The organism is Paenibacillus plantiphilus (assembly GCF_927798095.1).
Classification (GTDB): domain Bacteria; phylum Bacillota; class Bacilli; order Paenibacillales; family Paenibacillaceae; genus Paenibacillus_Z; species Paenibacillus_Z plantiphilus.
The window spans coordinates 44,401-61,979 of the sequence record NZ_CAKMMF010000033.1 but is presented as its reverse complement, the minus strand read 5'-3'; the positions used below and the strand labels follow the sequence as shown (position 1 = coordinate 61,979).

The 17,579-nt window shown below is 51.1% G+C and carries 17 protein-coding genes and 1 rRNA gene; 17 read left to right on the top strand and 1 reads right to left on the bottom strand.

Annotated elements, in window-relative coordinates; translation table 11 throughout:
• The 8 genes from rrf to pssA all read left to right on the top strand — a co-directional run.
• Positions 1 to 76 (top strand): 5S ribosomal RNA (rrf, locus tag L6H65_RS26925); the annotation flags it as partial.
• A 332-nt stretch (positions 77 to 408) separates the two neighbouring features.
• Entirely contained in the window at positions 409 to 870 is a 462-nt protein-coding gene (locus L6H65_RS22720; protein ID WP_236345141.1) for a CtsR family transcriptional regulator, read from the top strand.
• 44 nt (positions 871 to 914) lie between these two features.
• The gene (mcsA, locus tag L6H65_RS22715; protein ID WP_236345140.1) at positions 915 to 1,436 is read left to right on the top strand and encodes a protein-arginine kinase activator protein McsA; all 522 of its coding nucleotides are present in this window, start codon (positions 915 to 917) and stop codon (positions 1,434 to 1,436) included.
• A 23-nt stretch (positions 1,437 to 1,459) separates the two neighbouring features.
• The gene (gene mcsB / locus L6H65_RS22710; protein WP_236345139.1) at positions 1,460 to 2,545 is read left to right on the top strand and encodes a protein-arginine kinase McsB; all 1,086 of its coding nucleotides are present in this window, start codon (positions 1,460 to 1,462) and stop codon (positions 2,543 to 2,545) included.
• Positions 2,542 to 5,013 (top strand): ATP-dependent protease ATP-binding subunit ClpC, encoded by a 2,472-nt coding sequence (clpC, locus tag L6H65_RS22705; protein WP_236345138.1) that lies wholly within the window; start codon positions 2,542 to 2,544, stop codon positions 5,011 to 5,013. Before mcsB ends, clpC begins: the two co-directional genes overlap by 4 nt.
• Positions 5,014 to 5,239: 226 nt before the next feature.
• Positions 5,240 to 6,607 (top strand): DNA repair protein RadA, encoded by a 1,368-nt coding sequence (radA, locus tag L6H65_RS22700; protein ID WP_236345136.1) that lies wholly within the window; start codon positions 5,240 to 5,242, stop codon positions 6,605 to 6,607.
• A gap of 12 nt (positions 6,608 to 6,619) precedes the next feature.
• Positions 6,620 to 7,696 (top strand): DNA integrity scanning diadenylate cyclase DisA, encoded by a 1,077-nt coding sequence (disA, locus tag L6H65_RS22695; protein ID WP_236345131.1) that lies wholly within the window; start codon positions 6,620 to 6,622, stop codon positions 7,694 to 7,696.
• A gap of 153 nt (positions 7,697 to 7,849) precedes the next feature.
• Positions 7,850 to 8,590 carry a CDP-diacylglycerol--serine O-phosphatidyltransferase gene (pssA, locus tag L6H65_RS22690; protein ID WP_236345129.1) on the top strand — a complete coding sequence of 247 codons (741 nt, stop codon included), beginning with the start codon at positions 7,850 to 7,852 and terminating at the stop codon, positions 8,588 to 8,590.
• Positions 8,591 to 8,667: 77 nt separating this feature from the next.
• Here the strand turns inward: pssA and L6H65_RS22685 are convergent, their stop codons facing one another.
• Positions 8,668 to 9,063 carry a nucleoside triphosphate pyrophosphohydrolase family protein gene (locus L6H65_RS22685; protein ID WP_236345128.1) on the bottom strand — a complete coding sequence of 132 codons (396 nt, stop codon included), beginning with the start codon at positions 9,061 to 9,063 and terminating at the stop codon, positions 8,668 to 8,670.
• A 191-nt stretch (positions 9,064 to 9,254) separates the two neighbouring features.
• Between L6H65_RS22685 and L6H65_RS22680 the strand changes: the two genes are divergently transcribed.
• The 9 genes from L6H65_RS22680 (at position 9,255) to L6H65_RS22640 (ending at position 17,518) form a co-directional block, all read left to right on the top strand.
• Entirely contained in the window at positions 9,255 to 10,346 is a 1,092-nt protein-coding gene (locus tag L6H65_RS22680) for a PIN/TRAM domain-containing protein (RefSeq protein WP_236345149.1), read from the top strand.
• A gap of 67 nt (positions 10,347 to 10,413) precedes the next feature.
• The gene (ispD, locus tag L6H65_RS22675) at positions 10,414 to 11,145 is read left to right on the top strand and encodes a 2-C-methyl-D-erythritol 4-phosphate cytidylyltransferase (RefSeq protein ID WP_236345126.1); all 732 of its coding nucleotides are present in this window, start codon (positions 10,414 to 10,416) and stop codon (positions 11,143 to 11,145) included.
• Positions 11,142 to 11,627 (top strand): 2-C-methyl-D-erythritol 2,4-cyclodiphosphate synthase, encoded by a 486-nt coding sequence (gene ispF, locus L6H65_RS22670; protein WP_236345125.1) that lies wholly within the window; start codon positions 11,142 to 11,144, stop codon positions 11,625 to 11,627. The genes ispD and ispF overlap by 4 nt, the downstream gene beginning before the upstream one ends.
• 43 nt (positions 11,628 to 11,670) lie before the next feature.
• Entirely contained in the window at positions 11,671 to 13,128 is a 1,458-nt protein-coding gene (gene gltX, locus L6H65_RS22665) for a glutamate--tRNA ligase (RefSeq protein WP_236345120.1), read from the top strand.
• A gap of 562 nt (positions 13,129 to 13,690) precedes the next feature.
• Positions 13,691 to 14,359, top strand: coding sequence for a serine O-acetyltransferase EpsC (gene epsC / locus L6H65_RS22660; RefSeq protein WP_236345117.1), 669 nt, complete (start codon positions 13,691 to 13,693; stop codon positions 14,357 to 14,359).
• Entirely contained in the window at positions 14,356 to 15,762 is a 1,407-nt protein-coding gene (cysS, locus tag L6H65_RS22655; RefSeq protein WP_236345115.1) for a cysteine--tRNA ligase, read from the top strand. Before epsC ends, cysS begins: the two co-directional genes overlap by 4 nt.
• A gap of 8 nt (positions 15,763 to 15,770) precedes the next feature.
• A complete protein-coding gene (locus tag L6H65_RS22650; RefSeq protein ID WP_236345113.1) occupies positions 15,771 to 16,235 on the top strand; it encodes a Mini-ribonuclease 3 in 465 nt (154 codons plus the stop codon).
• Positions 16,232 to 16,993: a 23S rRNA (guanosine(2251)-2'-O)-methyltransferase RlmB gene (gene rlmB, locus L6H65_RS22645; protein WP_236345112.1), complete on the top strand. Its 762-nt coding sequence runs from the start codon at positions 16,232 to 16,234 to the stop codon at positions 16,991 to 16,993. Before L6H65_RS22650 ends, rlmB begins: the two co-directional genes overlap by 4 nt.
• A 3-nt stretch (positions 16,994 to 16,996) precedes the next feature.
• Positions 16,997 to 17,518, top strand: coding sequence for an NYN domain-containing protein (locus L6H65_RS22640; RefSeq protein ID WP_236345110.1), 522 nt, complete (start codon positions 16,997 to 16,999; stop codon positions 17,516 to 17,518).
• Positions 17,519 to 17,579: the final 61 nt, after the last annotated feature.

Genomic DNA, 17,579 nt, shown 5'->3' with positions numbered 1-17,579 from the left:
GAACACGACCGTTAAGCCCTCCAGCGCCGATGGTACTTGGACCGCAGGGTCCTGGGAGAGTAGGACGTCGCCAAGCACGAAGAACCGACCGTGGTACACGGTCGGTTTTTTGTTGTGTCAAAATCGCGAATAATATACGGGGGTGAATGTCTGAGCCACGGTACGAATGAGACGTTCAATAACCGCATATTGGGGTAATGATCTTTACAGGTATATTTCGTATGTATCCGCCAATCATAGTAAGGGAAGATAGGACAAGGACAGATAGCCACTTGACCTTTTGTTGATAATGCGTATAATAAAATTAAAGTCAAAGAAAGTCAAAGTCAATTGTCGCAAAACTTTGACTATTTTGACGGCATGGTTCAATGAACCAGTTCTGTTCTGCAACTGAAGGAGGTTAGCGAAATGCGCAACATTTCCGATCTCATTGAGCAGCATTTGAAGCATATGCTACAGGAGAGCTCCGAGGGTGCGGTAGAGCTGCAGCGCAACGAATTGGCCGATCAATTCTCATGTGTTCCTTCACAGATCAATTACGTCATCAGCACGAGATTTACTTTGGAAAAGGGCTATGTAGTCGAGAGCAAGCGAGGTGGCGGCGGATACATTCGTATTCAACGAATCGAGCTGCCGACATTAACAGCGATTCAAGGACATATCGCTGAAACCGTTGGCGACCAAGTAGATCAAAGTGCGGCAGAAGGATTGATTTATCAGCTGGAGGAAGCGGGATTCATTTCCAAACGGGAAGCCAATCTGCTGCGGGCCGCAGTCTCTCGTGAAGCGATTGCGGTTAAACTGCCGCTGCGCGACGAGATTCGGGCAAGGCTTCTGAAAGCAATGCTGATCACACTGCTTATCAAGTAAATTTGTGCGCCTTTTGGCCTTGCAAAAGGAGGGACTAATCCGGAATGATTTGTCAGGAATGCGGCAAGAAGCCGGCAACGCTTCATTTTACGAAGATTGTTAATGGAGAGAAGACAGAGTTCCATATCTGTGAATTGTGTGCAAGGGAGAAAGGGGAAGGAATACCGGGCACGTCGAACGGTTTCTCGATCCATAGTCTTCTATCCGGTTTACTCGATTTTGAATCGGCAAGCACGGTGCACGGATTTGGCGCTAAGCCGCAACCATTGCGTTGTGAGACTTGTGGTCTGACCTATACGCAGTTCAGTAAGATGGGACGTTTGGGATGCAGCAAATGTTATTCGCAATTCGGCGATAAGCTGGACCCAATTCTTAAACGGGTGCATGGAAGTACCGCTCATATTGGTAAAGTTCCGAAACGCGCCGGCGGTCAAATTCAAATTAAGCGTGAGATTGAGCAGTTAAGAAGAGATCTTCATGAGCAAATTGAAATTGAGGAATTCGAGAATGCGGCGCAGCTTCGTGACCAAATTCGAGAACTGGAGCGCAAAGTCGCCGACAGTTAGGCGGTTAGGAAGGGTGAATCGGTTTGACAAAACGTTCTTTTGCGCAGCACGCGCTAAGCGATTGGATGAAGGGGACCGGCCCAGACGCTGATATTGTCATTAGCAGCCGAATTCGGATCGCACGGAACATACGCGCGCATCCGTTCCCCATGCTTGCAACGAACGAACAGGCTCGCGAGGTTATGGAGCGGCTCACATCCGTTGCAGAGAATGGCAGGCTTGATGGACTCGGCAAATTCGATACGATTGAGCTGTCTGAGCTTAATGAGCTGGAACGAAGAGTACTTGTTGAGAAGCATTTGATTAGTCCGAACCTGGCCAACGAATCCAGACACGGGGCATTTATTCTTAGTGAGAATGAAGCTGTAAGCATTATGGTTAATGAAGAGGATCATTTGCGGATTCAATGTCTGTATCCTGGCTTTCAAATTAATGAGGCATGGGAGCAGGCGAGCCGTATTGACGATATTTTTGAAGAAGTGGCCGATTATGCATATGATGAAAGACGCGGCTATCTGACGAGTTGCCCGACGAATGTCGGTACCGGCATTCGCGGCTCTGTGATGATGCATCTGCCCGCGCTTGTTCTGTCACAGCAGATTAATCGCATTTTATCGGCGATTACGCAGGTGGGGCTTGCAGTACGGGGAATTTACGGAGAAGGCAGCGAGGCGCTGGGCAATTTGTTTCAAATTTCGAATCAGATTACTTTGGGACAGTCCGAGACTGAAATTCTGGATAATCTGTACAGTGTTGCGAAGCAAATTATCGAGCATGAGCGTGCTGCCCGCGGCAAGATGCTGGAGGAGTCGCGTGTGCGGCTTGAGGATCGGGTGTACCGCTCCTACGGCATTCTCTCTCACGCCATGATATTGGACTCCAAAGAAGCGGCGCAACGCTTGTCTGATGTAAGGCTTGGAATTGATCTAGGACTTATTAAAGATGTATCGCCGCAGGTGATGAATGAAATGATGGTATTAACGCAGCCGGGCTTCCTGCAGCAGGTGTTTCATGAGAAGATGAGCCCTGAACAACGGGATGTACGGCGAGCTGAGCTTATACGTCAGCAATTAATAAGCAAATCAGATCATGGGGGTGTATCTACATGATATTTGGTAGATTTACAGAACGTGCGCAGAAGGTGCTTGCACTGGCACAGGAAGAAGCGGTTCGTCTCGGTCATAATAATATTGGCACAGAACATATTCTGCTTGGCTTGAACCGTGAAGGGGAAGGCATTGCAGCGAAAGCTCTTATCGGACTTGGTCTAAGCTTGGAGAAGATTCAAGATGAAGTCGAAACGTTAATTGGACGCGGGCAGGAGCAGCCAACGAATATTGCCTACACACCGCGTGCGAAGAAGGTTATCGAGCTGTCCATGGATGAAGCGCGCAAGCTCGGTCATACCTATGTAGGCACAGAGCATATCCTTCTTGGTCTTATACGGGAAGGCGAAGGCGTAGCGGCACGAGTGCTTAACAACCTTGGCATCAGCCTTAACAAAGCGCGTCAGCAGGTGCTGCAGCTGCTTGGCAGCAGCGAAGCGGTATCCAGCAGCCATGGCGCACCGTCCAATGTGAGCACACCTACGCTTGACGGCCTTGCCCGGGATCTGACCGCCTACGCGAAGGATGGCAATCTCGATCCTGTCATCGGCCGGAGCAAAGAAATTGAGCGCGTCATTCAAGTGTTAAGCCGTCGTACGAAAAATAATCCCGTACTGATTGGCGAGCCTGGCGTAGGTAAAACAGCGATCGCAGAAGGTCTTGCCCAGAAAATCATTGCCGGAGAAATTCCGGAGACGCTGCGTGACAAACGAGTGATGACGCTGGATATGGGCTCCGTCGTCGCTGGCACCAAATATCGCGGTGAGTTTGAAGATCGTCTGAAGAAGATTATGGATGAGATCAGACAGGCAGGAAATATCATTCTGTTCATCGACGAGCTGCATACGCTGATCGGCGCGGGCGGCGCAGAGGGAGCCATTGATGCTTCTAATATTCTGAAACCTTCACTGGCCCGTGGCGAGCTGCAGTGCATCGGTGCAACGACGCTGGATGAATACCGGAAGTATATCGAGAAGGATGCAGCGCTGGAGCGCCGTTTCCAACCAATTACGGTAGATCAGCCATCTCCTGAAGAGGCGATCCAAATTCTGCACGGATTGCGTGACCGTTATGAAGCGCATCACCGGGTGAAAATTACCGATGAAGCGATCGAGCAAGCGGTCAAATTATCCGACCGTTATATTACGGATCGTTTCCTGCCGGATAAAGCGATTGACCTGATTGATGAGGCGAGCTCCAAAGTACGCCTGAAATCCTACACGATACCGCCAAACTTGAAGCAGCTTGAGAATCGTCTGGATGATATTCGCAAGGAGAAGGATTCCGCGGTTCAAAGCCAGGAGTTTGAGAAGGCTGCCGCCCTGCGCGATACAGAGCAGAAAATTCGCGAAGAGCTGGATATCACGAAGAATCAATGGAAAGAAAAGCAGGGGCGTACGGATTCCGAGGTCACAACAGAGGATATTGCTCAGGTTGTCGCCAGCTGGACGGGAATCCCGGTCAGCAAGCTGGCTGAGGAAGAAACGCAGCGTCTGCTGAAGATGGAAGAAATTCTTCATGACCGTGTCATCGGTCAGGATGAAGCGGTTAAAGCGGTATCGCGGGCCATTCGCCGTGCAAGAGCCGGACTCAAGGATCCGAAGCGTCCGATGGGCTCCTTCATCTTCCTTGGACCAACCGGTGTCGGTAAGACTGAGCTTGCTCGCGCATTGGCAGAAGCGATGTTCGGTGAAGAAAACGCGGTTATCCGCATCGATATGTCCGAGTATATGGAGAAGCATTCCACCTCGCGTTTGGTCGGAGCGCCTCCAGGGTATGTCGGTTATGAAGAAGGCGGTCAGCTAACCGAGAAGGTTCGCCGCAAACCATATTCTGTTGTTCTTCTTGATGAAATTGAGAAGGCGCATCCCGAAGTGTTCAACATTTTGCTGCAGGTGCTTGAGGATGGCCGTCTGACGGACTCCAAGGGCAGAGTCGTTGACTTCCGGAATACGCTTATCATTATGACATCGAATGTAGGCGCAGATCAGATCAAGCGGAATTCCTCGCTTGGCTTCACCGCAGTGCATGATGCGGGTCGTGATTTCAATATTATGAAGGATAAAGTTATGGCTGAGCTGAAGAAGAGCTTCCGCCCAGAATTCCTGAACCGGATCGATGAAACGATCGTGTTCCATTCGTTGGAGCAGGAGCATATCGCACAGATCGTTTCCTTGATGGGCGAGGAGCTGCGCAAGCGTCTGCGTGAGCAGGAGGTTGACTTCACGTTGACCGACACTGCGAAGGCATTCCTGGCGAAGGAAGGCTTTGATCCGCAGTATGGAGCGCGTCCGCTTCGCCGGGCGATTCAGAAGCATATTGAGGACCGTCTGTCCGAGGATCTGCTTATGGGCAATATCTCTAAAGGAGATAAGCTGATCATTGATGAGAAAGACGGAGCTTTGACGGTCACCCGTGAGAATTCGGAGCCCGAATCGGCTGCATCTGAAGAGCCAGCTGCCAAATCATAATCGACAGCTGGAGCTGCAGGCTACGTGTACGTGATGAATCGTCAGCGGAAGCTAATGATTCATAGGAAGCAAGCCGAATAAATATCCATATATGCAGAAAAAGTTCCCATTTTGCTCATAATGAGCGGATGGGAACTTTTTTGCTCAGAGATTAACATATAGGTTTCTTCCCTACGTAATAAATGGTAAACTTTTAATGTAGCGGAATTTGCATAAGGAGCCTTACATGGCAAAAGTTAAAATAAAGTTCGCTTGCACCGAATGCGGCACAGAAGCGCCTAAATGGCTGGGCAAATGTCCTGGCTGCGGCGCCTGGAATACGATGGTGGAAGAGAAGGAAACAGTTGTTAAGACGCAAGGGATAGGCACTTCTATTAGTGGGGCGAAAGAAAAGCCGGTTCCCATCATACATATAGATAATGGTCAAGAGCCGCGCATCGAAACATCGTTGGGGGAACTAAACCGTGTGCTCGGCGGAGGCGTTGTGCCGGGATCGCTTATATTGGTTGGGGGCGATCCTGGTATCGGCAAGTCAACGCTGCTGCTCCAAACGTCACACGCTCTCGCATCACAGCAGCTGACTGTACTCTATATATCAGGCGAGGAATCGGTCAGGCAGACACGCTTGCGTGCTGACCGTCTGGGTGCGTTGACAGATAAGCTGTACGTGCTGTGCGAGACGAATATGGAGCTCATAAATGATGCGATTGAATCCGTAAAGCCTGATTTTCTCGTCATCGATTCCATTCAAACGGTGTATGATCCGAGTGTGCAGTCTGCTCCGGGAAGCGTATCTCAGGTTCGTGAATGCACCGCCCATTTCATGCGGGTTGCGAAGATTAAGGGGATTGCAACGGTGCTTGTCGGTCATGTGACGAAGGAAGGCGCAATAGCAGGTCCAAGAATGCTGGAGCATATGGTGGACTGCGTGCTTTATTTCGAGGGCGAACGGCATCACACTTACCGGCTGCTGCGAGCGGTGAAGAACCGGTTCGGATCTACGAATGAAATCGGTATCTTCGAAATGGGCGAAGCGGGTCTGCGGGAGGTAAGCAATCCATCGGAGCTGTTCTTATCAGAGAGGCCTCTTGGCGTATCAGGTTCTACTGTCGTGGCAAGCATGGAAGGAACGCGTCCTGTCCTTGTTGAGCTTCAGGCACTGGTTGCATCGACGAACTTCCCGTCGCCTCGGCGGATGTCGACGGGCATTGATCATAACCGGCTGGTGCTTATTATTGCTGTGCTGGAGAAAAGAATGGGCATGTTTCTGCAGACACAGGATGCTTATCTGAATGTGGCGGGTGGCATAAAGCTGGACGAACCTGCCGTTGATTTGGCAGCGGCAGTCAGCATTGCATCCAGCTTCCGCGATGCGCCGACCCGCCCGTTTGATGTTATTTTCGGCGAGATTGGACTTACTGGAGAGGTTCGAGCAGTATCGCGAGCCGAGCAGCGGGTGAGGGAAGCACAGAAGCTTGGCTTCAAACGAGTCATTATGCCTAAGAAGAGCATGAAAGGCTGGAGTCCGCCCTCCGGCATACAAATCATCGGTGTCGAGACGGTAGCGGAAGCGCTCTCAGCAGCGTTCGAATAAGGGGGCCCCAAGATGAAAGAGCTTAACCAAGTAGAGATTATGAACCAATTGCTGCAAATGGTTGCGCCCGGGACAGCTTTCAGGGAAGGTTTGGATAATGTTCTGCGAGCGAAGACAGGAGCCCTTATCGTCGTTGGCTACAGTCCGGAAGTGATGGAGGTTGTCGACGGCGGCTTCTCCATTAATTGCGATTTCTCTCCTAACTACCTGTATGAGCTGGCCAAGATGGATGGAGCGATCATTCTGAGCGAGGATCGCAGACGTGTTCTGTATGCCAATACTCAGCTTATTCCGGATAGCTCAATCTCATCGATTGAGACGGGTATTCGCCATCGTACAGCGGAGCGGGTCGCGAAGCAGACTGGAAAGCTCGTTGTGTCGATATCTCAGAGACGGAATGTGATTACGTTATATCAAGGCCAATTGCGCTATTCGCTCAAAGAAATGGGCGTTATTCTGACGAAAGCCAATCAAGCTATCCAAACGCTGGAGAAGTACAAAGTGGTGCTGAATCAGTCCTTTACAAACCTGTCTGCCTTGGAGTTTGAGGAATTGGTTACTCTCCATGAGGTTGCGCACGTCATAAAACGGGTAGAAATGGTTATAAGAGTCAAGATGGAGATCAAGCGTTATGTGAACGAGCTTGGCACCGAGGGCCGGTTGATCAGCATGCAGATGGAAGAGCTGGTTGGCGGTGTCGAGGAAGAAGCCTGGTTCCTGCTCAAGGATTACGCGAAAGAGCCGCAGGAAGAGAAAATTCGTGAGCTCCGCTCGGCTATTCGCCGCCTGAATTCAGATGAGCTTCTAGAGGTGAATAGTATTATCAAGCTGCTTGGCTATTCGGTATCAGGCGCGGCTGCCGAAGAGATGATCTCCCCGCGCGGCTACCGGCTGCTTAGCCGTATCCCTCGATTGCCGGCTGTTATTATGAATAATCTCGTTGAGCAGTTCCAGCATCTGCCGCATATTCTTATGGCTACGATTGAAGAACTGGATGCTGTGGACGGGATCGGCGAGGTAAGGGCAAGGGCGATTAAAGAAGGCATGAAGCGGATTCAAGAACAGATGTTCATTGACAGACAAATCTAAATCCCATACAATGTGAGAATGCGGACAGCCGCAACTGGTTCTTTTTTACAGTTAGCTCATCCCCGAAAGACTTTCTAGAAAGTTTTTCTCACAGCTTGCCGACAGAGCTGCAAGAAGCGGTTTTGGGGCATAGTAAAGATGAGGTGGAGCATAATGATTACGAAATCGATACCGAGTCTTTTTACGGTGGCGAATTTATTTTTAGGTATTGTCGCCATCCTGCTCGTGTTTCCTGAGAATGCAAAGCCTGAAATCGCCGCGATGATGGTTATTATCGCAATGCTGATGGACGGTGTGGACGGCCGTGTAGCACGCGCGCTCAATGCGCAAAGCGAGTTCGGCAAAGAGCTGGATTCGTTGTCGGATGTGATCTCGTTCGGTGTTGCGCCGGCTTTTATTATGTACAGCGTTGCGTTTCAAGAGCTTAGTGCGGCTCCTGCCTGGATTATTACGGCGTTGTTCCCGATTTGCGGAGCTCTGAGACTGGCGCGTTTCAATGTTGTTTCGGGAATGCCAGGTTATTTCATCGGCTTGCCGATACCTGCTGCCGGAGGCGTTCTTGCTACATTGGCGTTGTTCCACAAGGATATATCTGTTGCCGTTTTAATGGCAAGTACGCTCATATTGTCATTCCTGATGGTCAGTACGATTAAATATCCCAACTTCAAGAAGCTGGGTATTCCTAAGAATGCGATTTGGGTCGTTCCTATTATTGTTGTTGTGGCAGTTGTGCTGGGTATCCTGTTCCCGCATCATTTGTCCAAAATTATTTTTATCCCGTTAGTGCTCTATGCGCTATACGGCTTAAAAAAAAACGTTGAACGGCGGTTGCCCGGACGCAAACGGAAGCGCCGCAAGCAAGAGGAGAACATTCAGACTGAGCATAGCGCTTAGACATAATAAAACCGCCTTGCTGATCCGATTACGGACAGTGGGGCGGTTTTGTTTTGTTCTGCCATTCTCTGTATGCATTACGTGAGATTGAATAAACCGAGGGTAGAGCATTTGTCGGATTCTTGCGCTACGACATCATCGAGTTGAATATCGAGCAAATTGCACATGGCGGACATATAAAACAAATTCCGTCCGAGCTCATTCTTGATGGCGTCTCTACAGTGCTCGCACAGATTGCCGGCGACGTGATAATGCAGATTCGTCTTCGCTTTCTCAAGATCAATGTCGTCAGTGAATTCTTGTCTGCGGGCATTAAGCTCAATACACCCGCATTCGGTGACGGATTTGGCTACGGCCCGATTAACGGAAGCGCCGGCCTGACCGTACTTAGATAAAACATCCAGCAAGCTCCGATGACGCAACAGCAGTTCGGATACTTGCTGCTGAAATTGCTCCAGCGTTGGGGCGTTCATCGATTCCACCTCATTTCGGGATTGGCATTGCTACTTCCCATTATAAGCGTCATAGCCTCGTATTTCAAAATAGTTTTACGAAAATTTAGACATTTCCTCTTCCAGTTAATAAAATCTCAGACAATATCGCCTTCCTAACGATTAACGATCGAAAGATTGGATCATAATTGTAATGGAGGTGGATTTATGTGATGAAAAGAATAATTCAAATGATTGGTTTGTTTTTTGGCGGTGCTCTTGGCGGTCAGGTTCATAGTTGGATGCATATGGGAACACTCTGGACGGAATCGGCTTATGGGGTCATGCAGCGTTCGGGGGGCTATTATATGAACGTCGGTATCGGCGCAATTTGTGGATTGGCAGCGGCGACGGTAATAGCGGGTCCCATTCAGAGATGGATGCAGCAGGGCGCTGAACGCGCTTCGGCCATGCCGACCGGTGAGCTGATGTCGGGAGCGGGTGGACTTATTAGCGGTTTGGCGGTATCGGCACTGCTCTATCCGGTTCTATCGGGCTTTACTGGCGCGGGTCTTCTTGTTCCGGTCTGCCTGACATTATTTCTGGGTTATTTGGGACTGCGCATTGGGATGGGCAAACGGGAGGAGCTGTCCCAGCGATTCTCCGCCTTTCTTGGCATGCAGTCAAGGTCGGCCGCATCGACGGAGAAGAGTTCTTTTGAAGAGCATAAGATTCTCGATACGAGTGTCATTATTGATGGCCGAATTGCTGATATATGCAAAACAGGCTTTATCGAGGGGACATTGGTGATCCCGGAATTTGTGCTTGAAGAGCTGCAGCATATTGCGGATTCCTCTGACCTGCTCAAACGCAATCGCGGACGTCGTGGGCTCGATATTTTGAACAAAATTCAAAAGGAGCTCGATGTGAAGGTATTGATCTATGAGGGCGACATGGAGGATGGAGAGGTAGACAGCAAGCTGGTCAAGCTGGCCAAGGCGCTCGGCGGCAAGGTGGTTACGAATGATTTTAACCTTAATAAGGTATGTGAGCTGCAAGGTGTCTCCGTGCTCAATATCAATGATCTGGCAAATGCTGTGAAGCCTGTCGTTCTGCCTGGCGAGGAAATCGTCGTTCAAGTGATTAAGGATGGCAAGGAGCATGGGCAGGGCGTTGCTTATCTTGATGACGGCACGATGATCGTGGTCGAGGGTGGACGCGATTATATCGGGATTACGATGGAGGTATTGGTAACAAGTGTGCTGCAAACCTCTGCGGGCCGAATGATCTTCGCCAAGCCGAAGCTGTTGGAAAAAGCGCTGTAACACGGTATGATATACTGAAGATGTCGCGTTTGCGACATTCAAGTTTACAGCGAGGCGGTAGGAAGGCATGTTAGCTGGGGCAAAATGGGATGTTATCGTCGTTGCGGCGGGACGCGGAACGCGGATGGGAACGGCAGAGAGCAAGCAGTATCTGCTATTGCAGGACAAGCCGATTGTGATCCATACGCTTGAGCTGTTCGAGGCGATGGAGGAGGTCAAGGAAATTGTGCTTGTCGTGGGCGCACAGGATGTGTCGCGCTGCGAGGAACTTCTGCTCCAGCATCATCTACATAAAGTGAAGGCCGTTGCCGCAGGAGGCAGTGAGCGCCAGCACTCGGTCAGAATCGGCCTGGAGCTGCTGCAGGGCGAATGGGTCATGGTGCATGATGGTGTGCGTCCTCTCGTAACGCCGGAGGCGGTGCGGGCTTGCATGGCTGCTGCGGAGAATGCCGGAGCAGCTGTGCTGGCTGTGCCTGTCAAGGATACGATTAAGCAAGTGAATGAGTCCGGCATTATTGTTGCGACACCTGACCGTAGAAGCTTGTGGGCGATTCAAACGCCGCAGGCTTTTCGGCGTTCCCTGCTGCATGAAGCCCATGAGGCGGCGCTGGCGGAGGGGTTCGTCGGAACCGATGATGCGATGGTGGTAGAGCGTTATGGCGCTGCAGTGGTGGTGGCTGAAGGGGATTATACGAATATTAAGATTACGACTCCGGAGGATTTGCCTTGGGCGGAGTTTCTGCTTGCGAATCGCGAGCAGCAGAAAGAAGAACGTAGACGAGAGGGGACAGGCAGATGATTCGGGTAGGTCAAGGATTTGATGTGCATCAACTGGTAGAGGGGCGTCCATGTATTATTGGCGGAGTAACTCTTCCTTATGAGAAAGGCTTGCTGGGGCATTCCGATGCAGACGTGCTGCTGCATGCCATCAGCGATGCCATATTAGGCGCGCTGGGTCTTGGAGACATCGGCAAGCATTATCCCGATACAGATCCGGCCTTCAAGGATGCGGACAGTCTGAAGCTGCTGCTCCATATTTGGTCGATGGTGAAGGAGCGGGGCTACAAGCTTGGCAATGTGGATGCAACGATAATTGCCCAGCGGCCGAAGATGGCGCCTTATATTCCGGATATGGTGAAGATTATTGCGGGTGCGCTTGAAGCGGAAGAGCTCTCTCAGGTCAATGTAAAGGCAACGACGACAGAGCAGCTTGGATTCGCCGGACGGGGCGAAGGAATTGCCGCGCAATCGGTTGTATGCCTAATAAAAGTTGTGCTATGATTCACTGATGAAGCTGGAATGATTGGAAGGAGCTTGAACGATAATGACGAATGAAATCAGGGTTCGCTATGCGCCATCGCCTACAGGGCATCTGCATATCGGCAATGCAAGAACGGCCTTATTCAATTATTTGTTTGCCCGCAGTCGCGGCGGCAAATTTATTATACGTATTGAAGATACGGATGTGAAACGGAACGTCGCGGGCGGCGAGGAGAGCCAACTCCAATATTTGAAGTGGCTAGGCATCGATTGGGACGAGAGTATTGATATCGGCGGCGGCTATGGCCCGTATCGCCAGACCGAGCGGATTGATATTTACAATAAGTATTGGCAGGAGCTGGTTGACCGCGATCTGGCGTACAAGTGCTATTGCACGGAGGAAGAGCTTGAGCAGGAGCGGGAGGAGCAGACGGCAAGAGGCGAGATGCCGCGTTATTCCGGTCGGCACAGCCGATTGACGGAGGAGCAGCGGGCAGCCTTCGAGGCTGAAGGGCGTGTTCCGAGCATACGGTTCCGTGTGCCGCAGGGCAAGACCTATACGTTTCAAGATATGGTGAAAGGCTCCATCAGCTTTGAATCCGATGGCATTGGCGATTTTGTTATTGTGAAGAAGGACGGGATTCCGACCTATAACTTTGCTGTCGCGCTGGATGACCATCTGATGGCCATCAGCCATGTGCTTCGTGGAGAGGATCATATCTCCAATACACCGCGCCAATTAATGATCTATGAAGCGTTCGGCTGGGAGCCGCCTCAATTTGCGCACATGACGCTAATCGTCAACGAGCAGCGCAAGAAGCTGAGCAAGCGTGACGAATCGATCATTCAGTTCATTGAGCAGTACGACAAGCTTGGCTACTTGCCTGAAGCAATGTTCAATTTCATTACACTGCTTGGCTGGTCGCCGGAGGGAGAACAGGAAATCTTCACTCGCGATGAGCTGATTGCCGTATTCAATCCTGACCGTCTTAGCAAGAGCACTGCTGTGTTCGATACGAATAAGCTTAGCTGGATGAACAATGAATATTTGAAGAAGGCGGAGCTGCCGAGAGTTGTTGACCTGTGCTTGCCTTATCTGCAGGCTGCTGGCCGGCTGCCTGAGGCTCTTGATGAAGCGGGGCGTCAATGGGCGAATGATCTGATCGCGCTCTATCAGGACAAGCTTCGTTATGGCTCCGAGATCGTGCCGCTGACAGAGCTGTTCTTCCGCACAGAGGTTGCCGATGAAGAGGAAGCGTCTGCTGTATTGGCGGAGGAGCAGGTGCCGCTGGTGCTGTCGGCGTTTGCGAGGCAGGCTGCTGCGCTTGAGGGCTTTGAGGTGGATGGCATTAAAGCGGCGATTAAAGCGGTTCAGCAGGAAACGGGCTGCAAGGGCAAGCAGTTGTTCATGCCGATCCGCGCCGCATTAACAGGCCAAACGCATGGTCCGGATCTTAACATGACGATTGCCCTGCTGGGTAAATCCAAAGTGGAGCAGCGACTGGGCGCCAGGCTGCGCTAGCTGCATCCTTTGAGCAAAAACGGCTGATTGATTAGGCAACGCGACACTTGTCAGTTATTCGACTGTCGGCTATACTTGAATTAATTAAAGGTATCGGTACAAAGCTTAGAACAGGAACGTTCATTTCGCGAAGGAATTGTCAGAGAGGGCGACCTATCAAGCGGAGCCAACAGTCGCAATGGATTGATGATGCGTGTTGGAAGTCGTGAGATTGGGTGGAAGTCGTTCATTCCTTGAAATGCAACATTGCGCCTGGGAGCTGCGCACCCGAGCCGAGCAACGTAATGATCACCTGTACTCTACCGTTAGCCGGAGAGCAGAGGCTGTTTCATCCATTGCGCGGGGTAGGCGGCGACGTGAGGTTCGCGTTAAGAACCGATGAGACGGGAGCTGTGCGTGTTGGCTGCTTCCAAGCAGAGTGGAACCGCGTTATAGAACGCCTCTGCAGCCGTAGGCTGCAGAGGCTTTTGTTATTCAGGCATAGATTGCAATTATAGATAGGACAACCGATTCTGTGCAATAGGGATGCCCGAATTGTCGATGTTCGAGAGGAGTCTTGACCATGTTTCGCCAACTAAGAACGGATATTGAGACGGTAATAGACAATGATCCGGCAGCCCGGAATAAGTTTGAGATTGTATTCACTTATTCGGGGATTCACGCCATTTGGGCGCATCGAATTGCGCATCGTTTCTACACGCGGCGTTGGTTTACCGTAGCACGGATCATCTCGCAGATTAGCCGATTTTTTACCGGAATCGAAATCCACCCCGGGGCCACAATAGGGGAACGACTGTTTATAGATCATGGTATGGGCGTCGTTATTGGCGAGACATGCGAGATTGGCAACAATGTTGTGATCTATCAAGGTGTAACGCTAGGCGGAACGGGCAAAGAGAAAGGGAAGCGGCATCCGACTATCGGCAATAACGTTGTTATTGGCTCAGGAGCCAAGGTACTGGGGTCCTTCGAGGTTGGGGATAATGTGAATATAGGCTCGAACTCGGTTGTGCTCAGAGAGATTCCGCCGAACAGTACAGTTGTCGGCAATCCCGGCCGTGTAGTGAAACGCAATGGGGAGCGTGTCGGCGACAGGCTCGATCACACGAAGCTGCCCGATCCGGTCATTGAGATGCTGAGAGCGATGCAGCATGAAATTCAGGTCTTGAAATCCGAACTGGAACGCGAACGGCATAGACAGCCTGTCGCTGGAGGAGATATTAGAAAATGACCTTGCATATCTATGATACGATGTCGCGCAACAAGCAAGAATTTATACCGCTTGAACCAGGTAAGGTGAACATGTACGTATGCGGTCCCACCGTATACGATTATATCCATATCGGCAATGCAAGGCCGGTTATTTTCTTTGATGTGGTACGCCGTTATCTGGAATTTTCGGGCTATCAAGTGAATTACGTTGTGAACTTTACGGATGTGGACGACAAATTAATTCGCAAAGCAGATCAGCTTGGAACGACCGTGCCCGAGGTTGCGGAGCAGTTCATCGCCGCTTTCAATGCGAACATCACCGCACTCGGCGTTCATCAAGCAACGCTTAATCCGCGCGTGACGGAGAACATTGCGGAGATTGTAGCGTTCGTACAGGAATTGGTGGACAGGGAATATGCGTACGAGAGCGGCGGGGATGTGTATTTCCGAACAGGCAAATTTACTGACTATGGCAAGCTGTCGCATCAGAATTTGGATGAGCTGCAGCTTGGCATCCGTATTGGAGTTGACGAGCGCAAGGAGAGCGGGCAGGACTTCGTGCTGTGGAAAGCGGCTAAGCCGGGTGAAATCTATTGGGATAGCCCGTGGGGACCCGGCCGTCCTGGCTGGCATATCGAATGCTCTGCAATGGCGCGCAAATATTTGGGCGACACGTTGGACATTCACGGCGGAGGCCATGATTTGCAATTTCCCCACCATGAGTGCGAGATTGCACAGTCGGAGTCGGTGACAGGCAAGCCGCTGGCCCGCTATTGGATGCATAATGGTTTTATTAATATCAATAATGAGAAAATATCCAAGTCGCTGGGCAACGGAATTACAGTGGATGAGCTGCTTAAGACGGTGAAACCATCGACCATGCGCTATTTTATATTGTCATCTCATTATCGCAGCCCGCTCAACTTCAGCGACGAGGCGATCGCACAGGCTGAGAACAGCGTTGAGCGGATTGCCAATTGCATCGGCAACCTGAAACATCGGCTATCGGTTGCTGTAAGCGCGCCCAGTGATGCTGAGAGCCACTTGCGGATTAGAATCGGAGTGATCGAGCATGGCTTCCGGTCGCGGATGAATGATGATTTCAATACTCCGGATGCCATTACAAGTATTTTCGAGCTGGTAAGCGAAGCGAATCAGTACTTGCAGCGGACTGTTGTGTCCGTTGAAGGCTTGGAGTTGCTTATAGGGGCTTTCAATAAGCTGGATCAAGTGTTTGGCTTGCTGTCGCTGGAGCAGGAGGGCGATATCCTGGACACGGACATTGATGATCTGATTGTGCAGCGTACAGAGGCAAGGCAATCCAAAAATTGGGCGCGGGCAGATGAGATTCGGGACCTGCTGGCAGCTCAGGGCATTGTGTTGGAGGATACGCCGCAAGGTATCCGTTGGCGGCGCAAATGAAGGACAGTATGGAATCATTAATTACTGCGGACGCGGGGCTTTGGAGTCATGAGCCAATGAAGCCGCCTCATCTGTTGAATCCGATTGTGCTGGCTTATATCGGCGACTCGGTATTCGAGCTGATCGTACGCCAATATCTGATATCGCAGCCTAATCACAAGCTGCAGCATCTGCACCGCCAGGCGACAGGCTATGTGTCCGCCAAGGCGCAATGCGCGCTGCTGGAAAAGTGGAGGCCGCTGCTCACAGATACGGAAGCGGATATGGTCAGGCGCGGGCGGAACGGCAAATCCGGCAGCCCTCCCAAAAATGCGGACATTGCGGAATACCGCCAGGCAACAGGGCTGGAATGTTTGGTTGGCTATTTATATTACAGCAAGCAGATCGATAGATTGCATGAGTTAATGAGGGTAGCGTTTGGCGAGAGAGCTGATGAGGCTGGAATAGCAATATCCAAGGAGGTCAAAGAATGACGGAGCAGGAGCAGGACGGACAAGAATGGATCGGGGGCAAGCATCCCGTTATGGAGGCGCTTCGTTCCGGACGGGAGATCAATAAGATATGGATTGCGGAGCAGGCTCAGAAGCATGCGATACAGCCAATTATTGCCGAAGCCAAGAAAGCCGGAATTATCGTCCAATTCGTTGATAAGCGCAAGCTTGATGGCATGGTGGAAGGCATTCAGCATCAAGGAATCGTGGCTCAAGCAGCTGCCCATCGTTATTATGAGGTCGATGAATTAATCGAGCGTGCGCGCGATAGCGGCGAAATGCCTTTTCTGCTGCTGCTGGATGAGATTGAGGACCCGCATAATTTGGGCTCTATTCTGCGAACGGCAGAATGCACGGGCGTGCATGGCGTCATTATACCGAAGCGGCGCGCTGCATCGCTCACTGCAACGGTCTCGAAGACCTCGGCTGGCGCGGTTGAATATGTGCCGGTAGCGCGAGTGACGAATATGGCCCAGACAATTGACAAACTGAAGGAAGCGGGAATCTGGATCGCGGGCGCCGATGTAAGCGCCCAGCAGGACGTCTTCTCATCTCGCAGCTTTGACATGCCGCTTGCCGTCATTATTGGCAACGAGAGTAAAGGAATTGGCAGGCTGATACGTGAGAAATGCGATTTTCTCGTCAAGCTCCCCATGCATGGAAGCCTTAACTCGCTTAACGCTTCTGTTGCGGCAGGGGTATTGATGTATGAAGTGGTGCGACAGCGTCGGAGTCATTGATACATGCAACGGCGAGAGGATATTATGCTGGTTGACGGTTATAACATGATTGGCGCATGGCCGATGCTTGCTGCAATAAGGGATAATGACTTGGAAGAGGCGCGTGACCGATTGCTGGAAATGCTGGCAGAATATCAAGGCTTTACGGGAGTAACGGTTGTAGTGGTATTCGATGCATATCAAGTACCCGGTGTCGGTTCGACATTCCACCAGCACCGCGTAACCGTCGTATATACGAAGGAAAAAGAAACGGCCGATGCTTGTATCGAGCGTCTGGCTGTTGAGCTTGCGATGCGGAGCCGCAATCTGTATGTGGCGACATCGGATTTGGTCGAGCAGCATGTCGCGTTTGGCAAGGGTGCGCTTCGCATCTCTGCCCGCGAGCTTCTGACGGATATCGAACAGAATCGGATTTCGATTGAACGAACCGTGAAGCATACGGCTAACAAGCGCAACGAGCTGGATGACAATTTGAGTATGGATGTTCGAATGAAGCTTGAACGCTGGCGAAGAGGGAAGCTGTGATCGGGAACAAATAAGGCAGAGTACTATAGGAGCAACTGTTGCGAGGATCCACCGGGCATGG

What these genes read in the sequence shown, in the direction of transcription:
- epsC (WP_236345117.1), top strand. Translation starts at nt 13,691, where the DNA reads ATGTTTCGCCAACTAAGAACGGATATTGAGACGGTAATAGACAATGAT.
- ispD (WP_236345126.1), top strand. Translation starts at nt 10,414, where the DNA reads ATGTTAGCTGGGGCAAAATGGGATGTTATCGTCGTTGCGGCGGGACGC.
- pssA (WP_236345129.1), top strand. Translation starts at nt 7,850, where the DNA reads ATGATTACGAAATCGATACCGAGTCTTTTTACGGTGGCGAATTTATTT.
- L6H65_RS22685 (WP_236345128.1), bottom strand. Translation starts at nt 9,063, where the DNA reads ATGAACGCCCCAACGCTGGAGCAATTTCAGCAGCAAGTATCCGAACTG.
- L6H65_RS22650 (WP_236345113.1), top strand. Translation starts at nt 15,771, where the DNA reads ATGGAATCATTAATTACTGCGGACGCGGGGCTTTGGAGTCATGAGCCA.
- cysS (WP_236345115.1), top strand. Translation starts at nt 14,356, where the DNA reads ATGACCTTGCATATCTATGATACGATGTCGCGCAACAAGCAAGAATTT.
- L6H65_RS22640 (WP_236345110.1), top strand. Translation starts at nt 16,997, where the DNA reads ATGCAACGGCGAGAGGATATTATGCTGGTTGACGGTTATAACATGATT.
- clpC (WP_236345138.1), top strand. Translation starts at nt 2,542, where the DNA reads ATGATATTTGGTAGATTTACAGAACGTGCGCAGAAGGTGCTTGCACTG.
- ispF (WP_236345125.1), top strand. Translation starts at nt 11,142, where the DNA reads ATGATTCGGGTAGGTCAAGGATTTGATGTGCATCAACTGGTAGAGGGG.
- rlmB (WP_236345112.1), top strand. Translation starts at nt 16,232, where the DNA reads ATGACGGAGCAGGAGCAGGACGGACAAGAATGGATCGGGGGCAAGCAT.
- L6H65_RS22680 (WP_236345149.1), top strand. Translation starts at nt 9,255, where the DNA reads ATGAAAAGAATAATTCAAATGATTGGTTTGTTTTTTGGCGGTGCTCTT.
- mcsA (WP_236345140.1), top strand. Translation starts at nt 915, where the DNA reads ATGATTTGTCAGGAATGCGGCAAGAAGCCGGCAACGCTTCATTTTACG.
- radA (WP_236345136.1), top strand. Translation starts at nt 5,240, where the DNA reads ATGGCAAAAGTTAAAATAAAGTTCGCTTGCACCGAATGCGGCACAGAA.
- disA (WP_236345131.1), top strand. Translation starts at nt 6,620, where the DNA reads ATGAAAGAGCTTAACCAAGTAGAGATTATGAACCAATTGCTGCAAATG.
- gltX (WP_236345120.1), top strand. Translation starts at nt 11,671, where the DNA reads ATGACGAATGAAATCAGGGTTCGCTATGCGCCATCGCCTACAGGGCAT.
- L6H65_RS22720 (WP_236345141.1), top strand. Translation starts at nt 409, where the DNA reads ATGCGCAACATTTCCGATCTCATTGAGCAGCATTTGAAGCATATGCTA.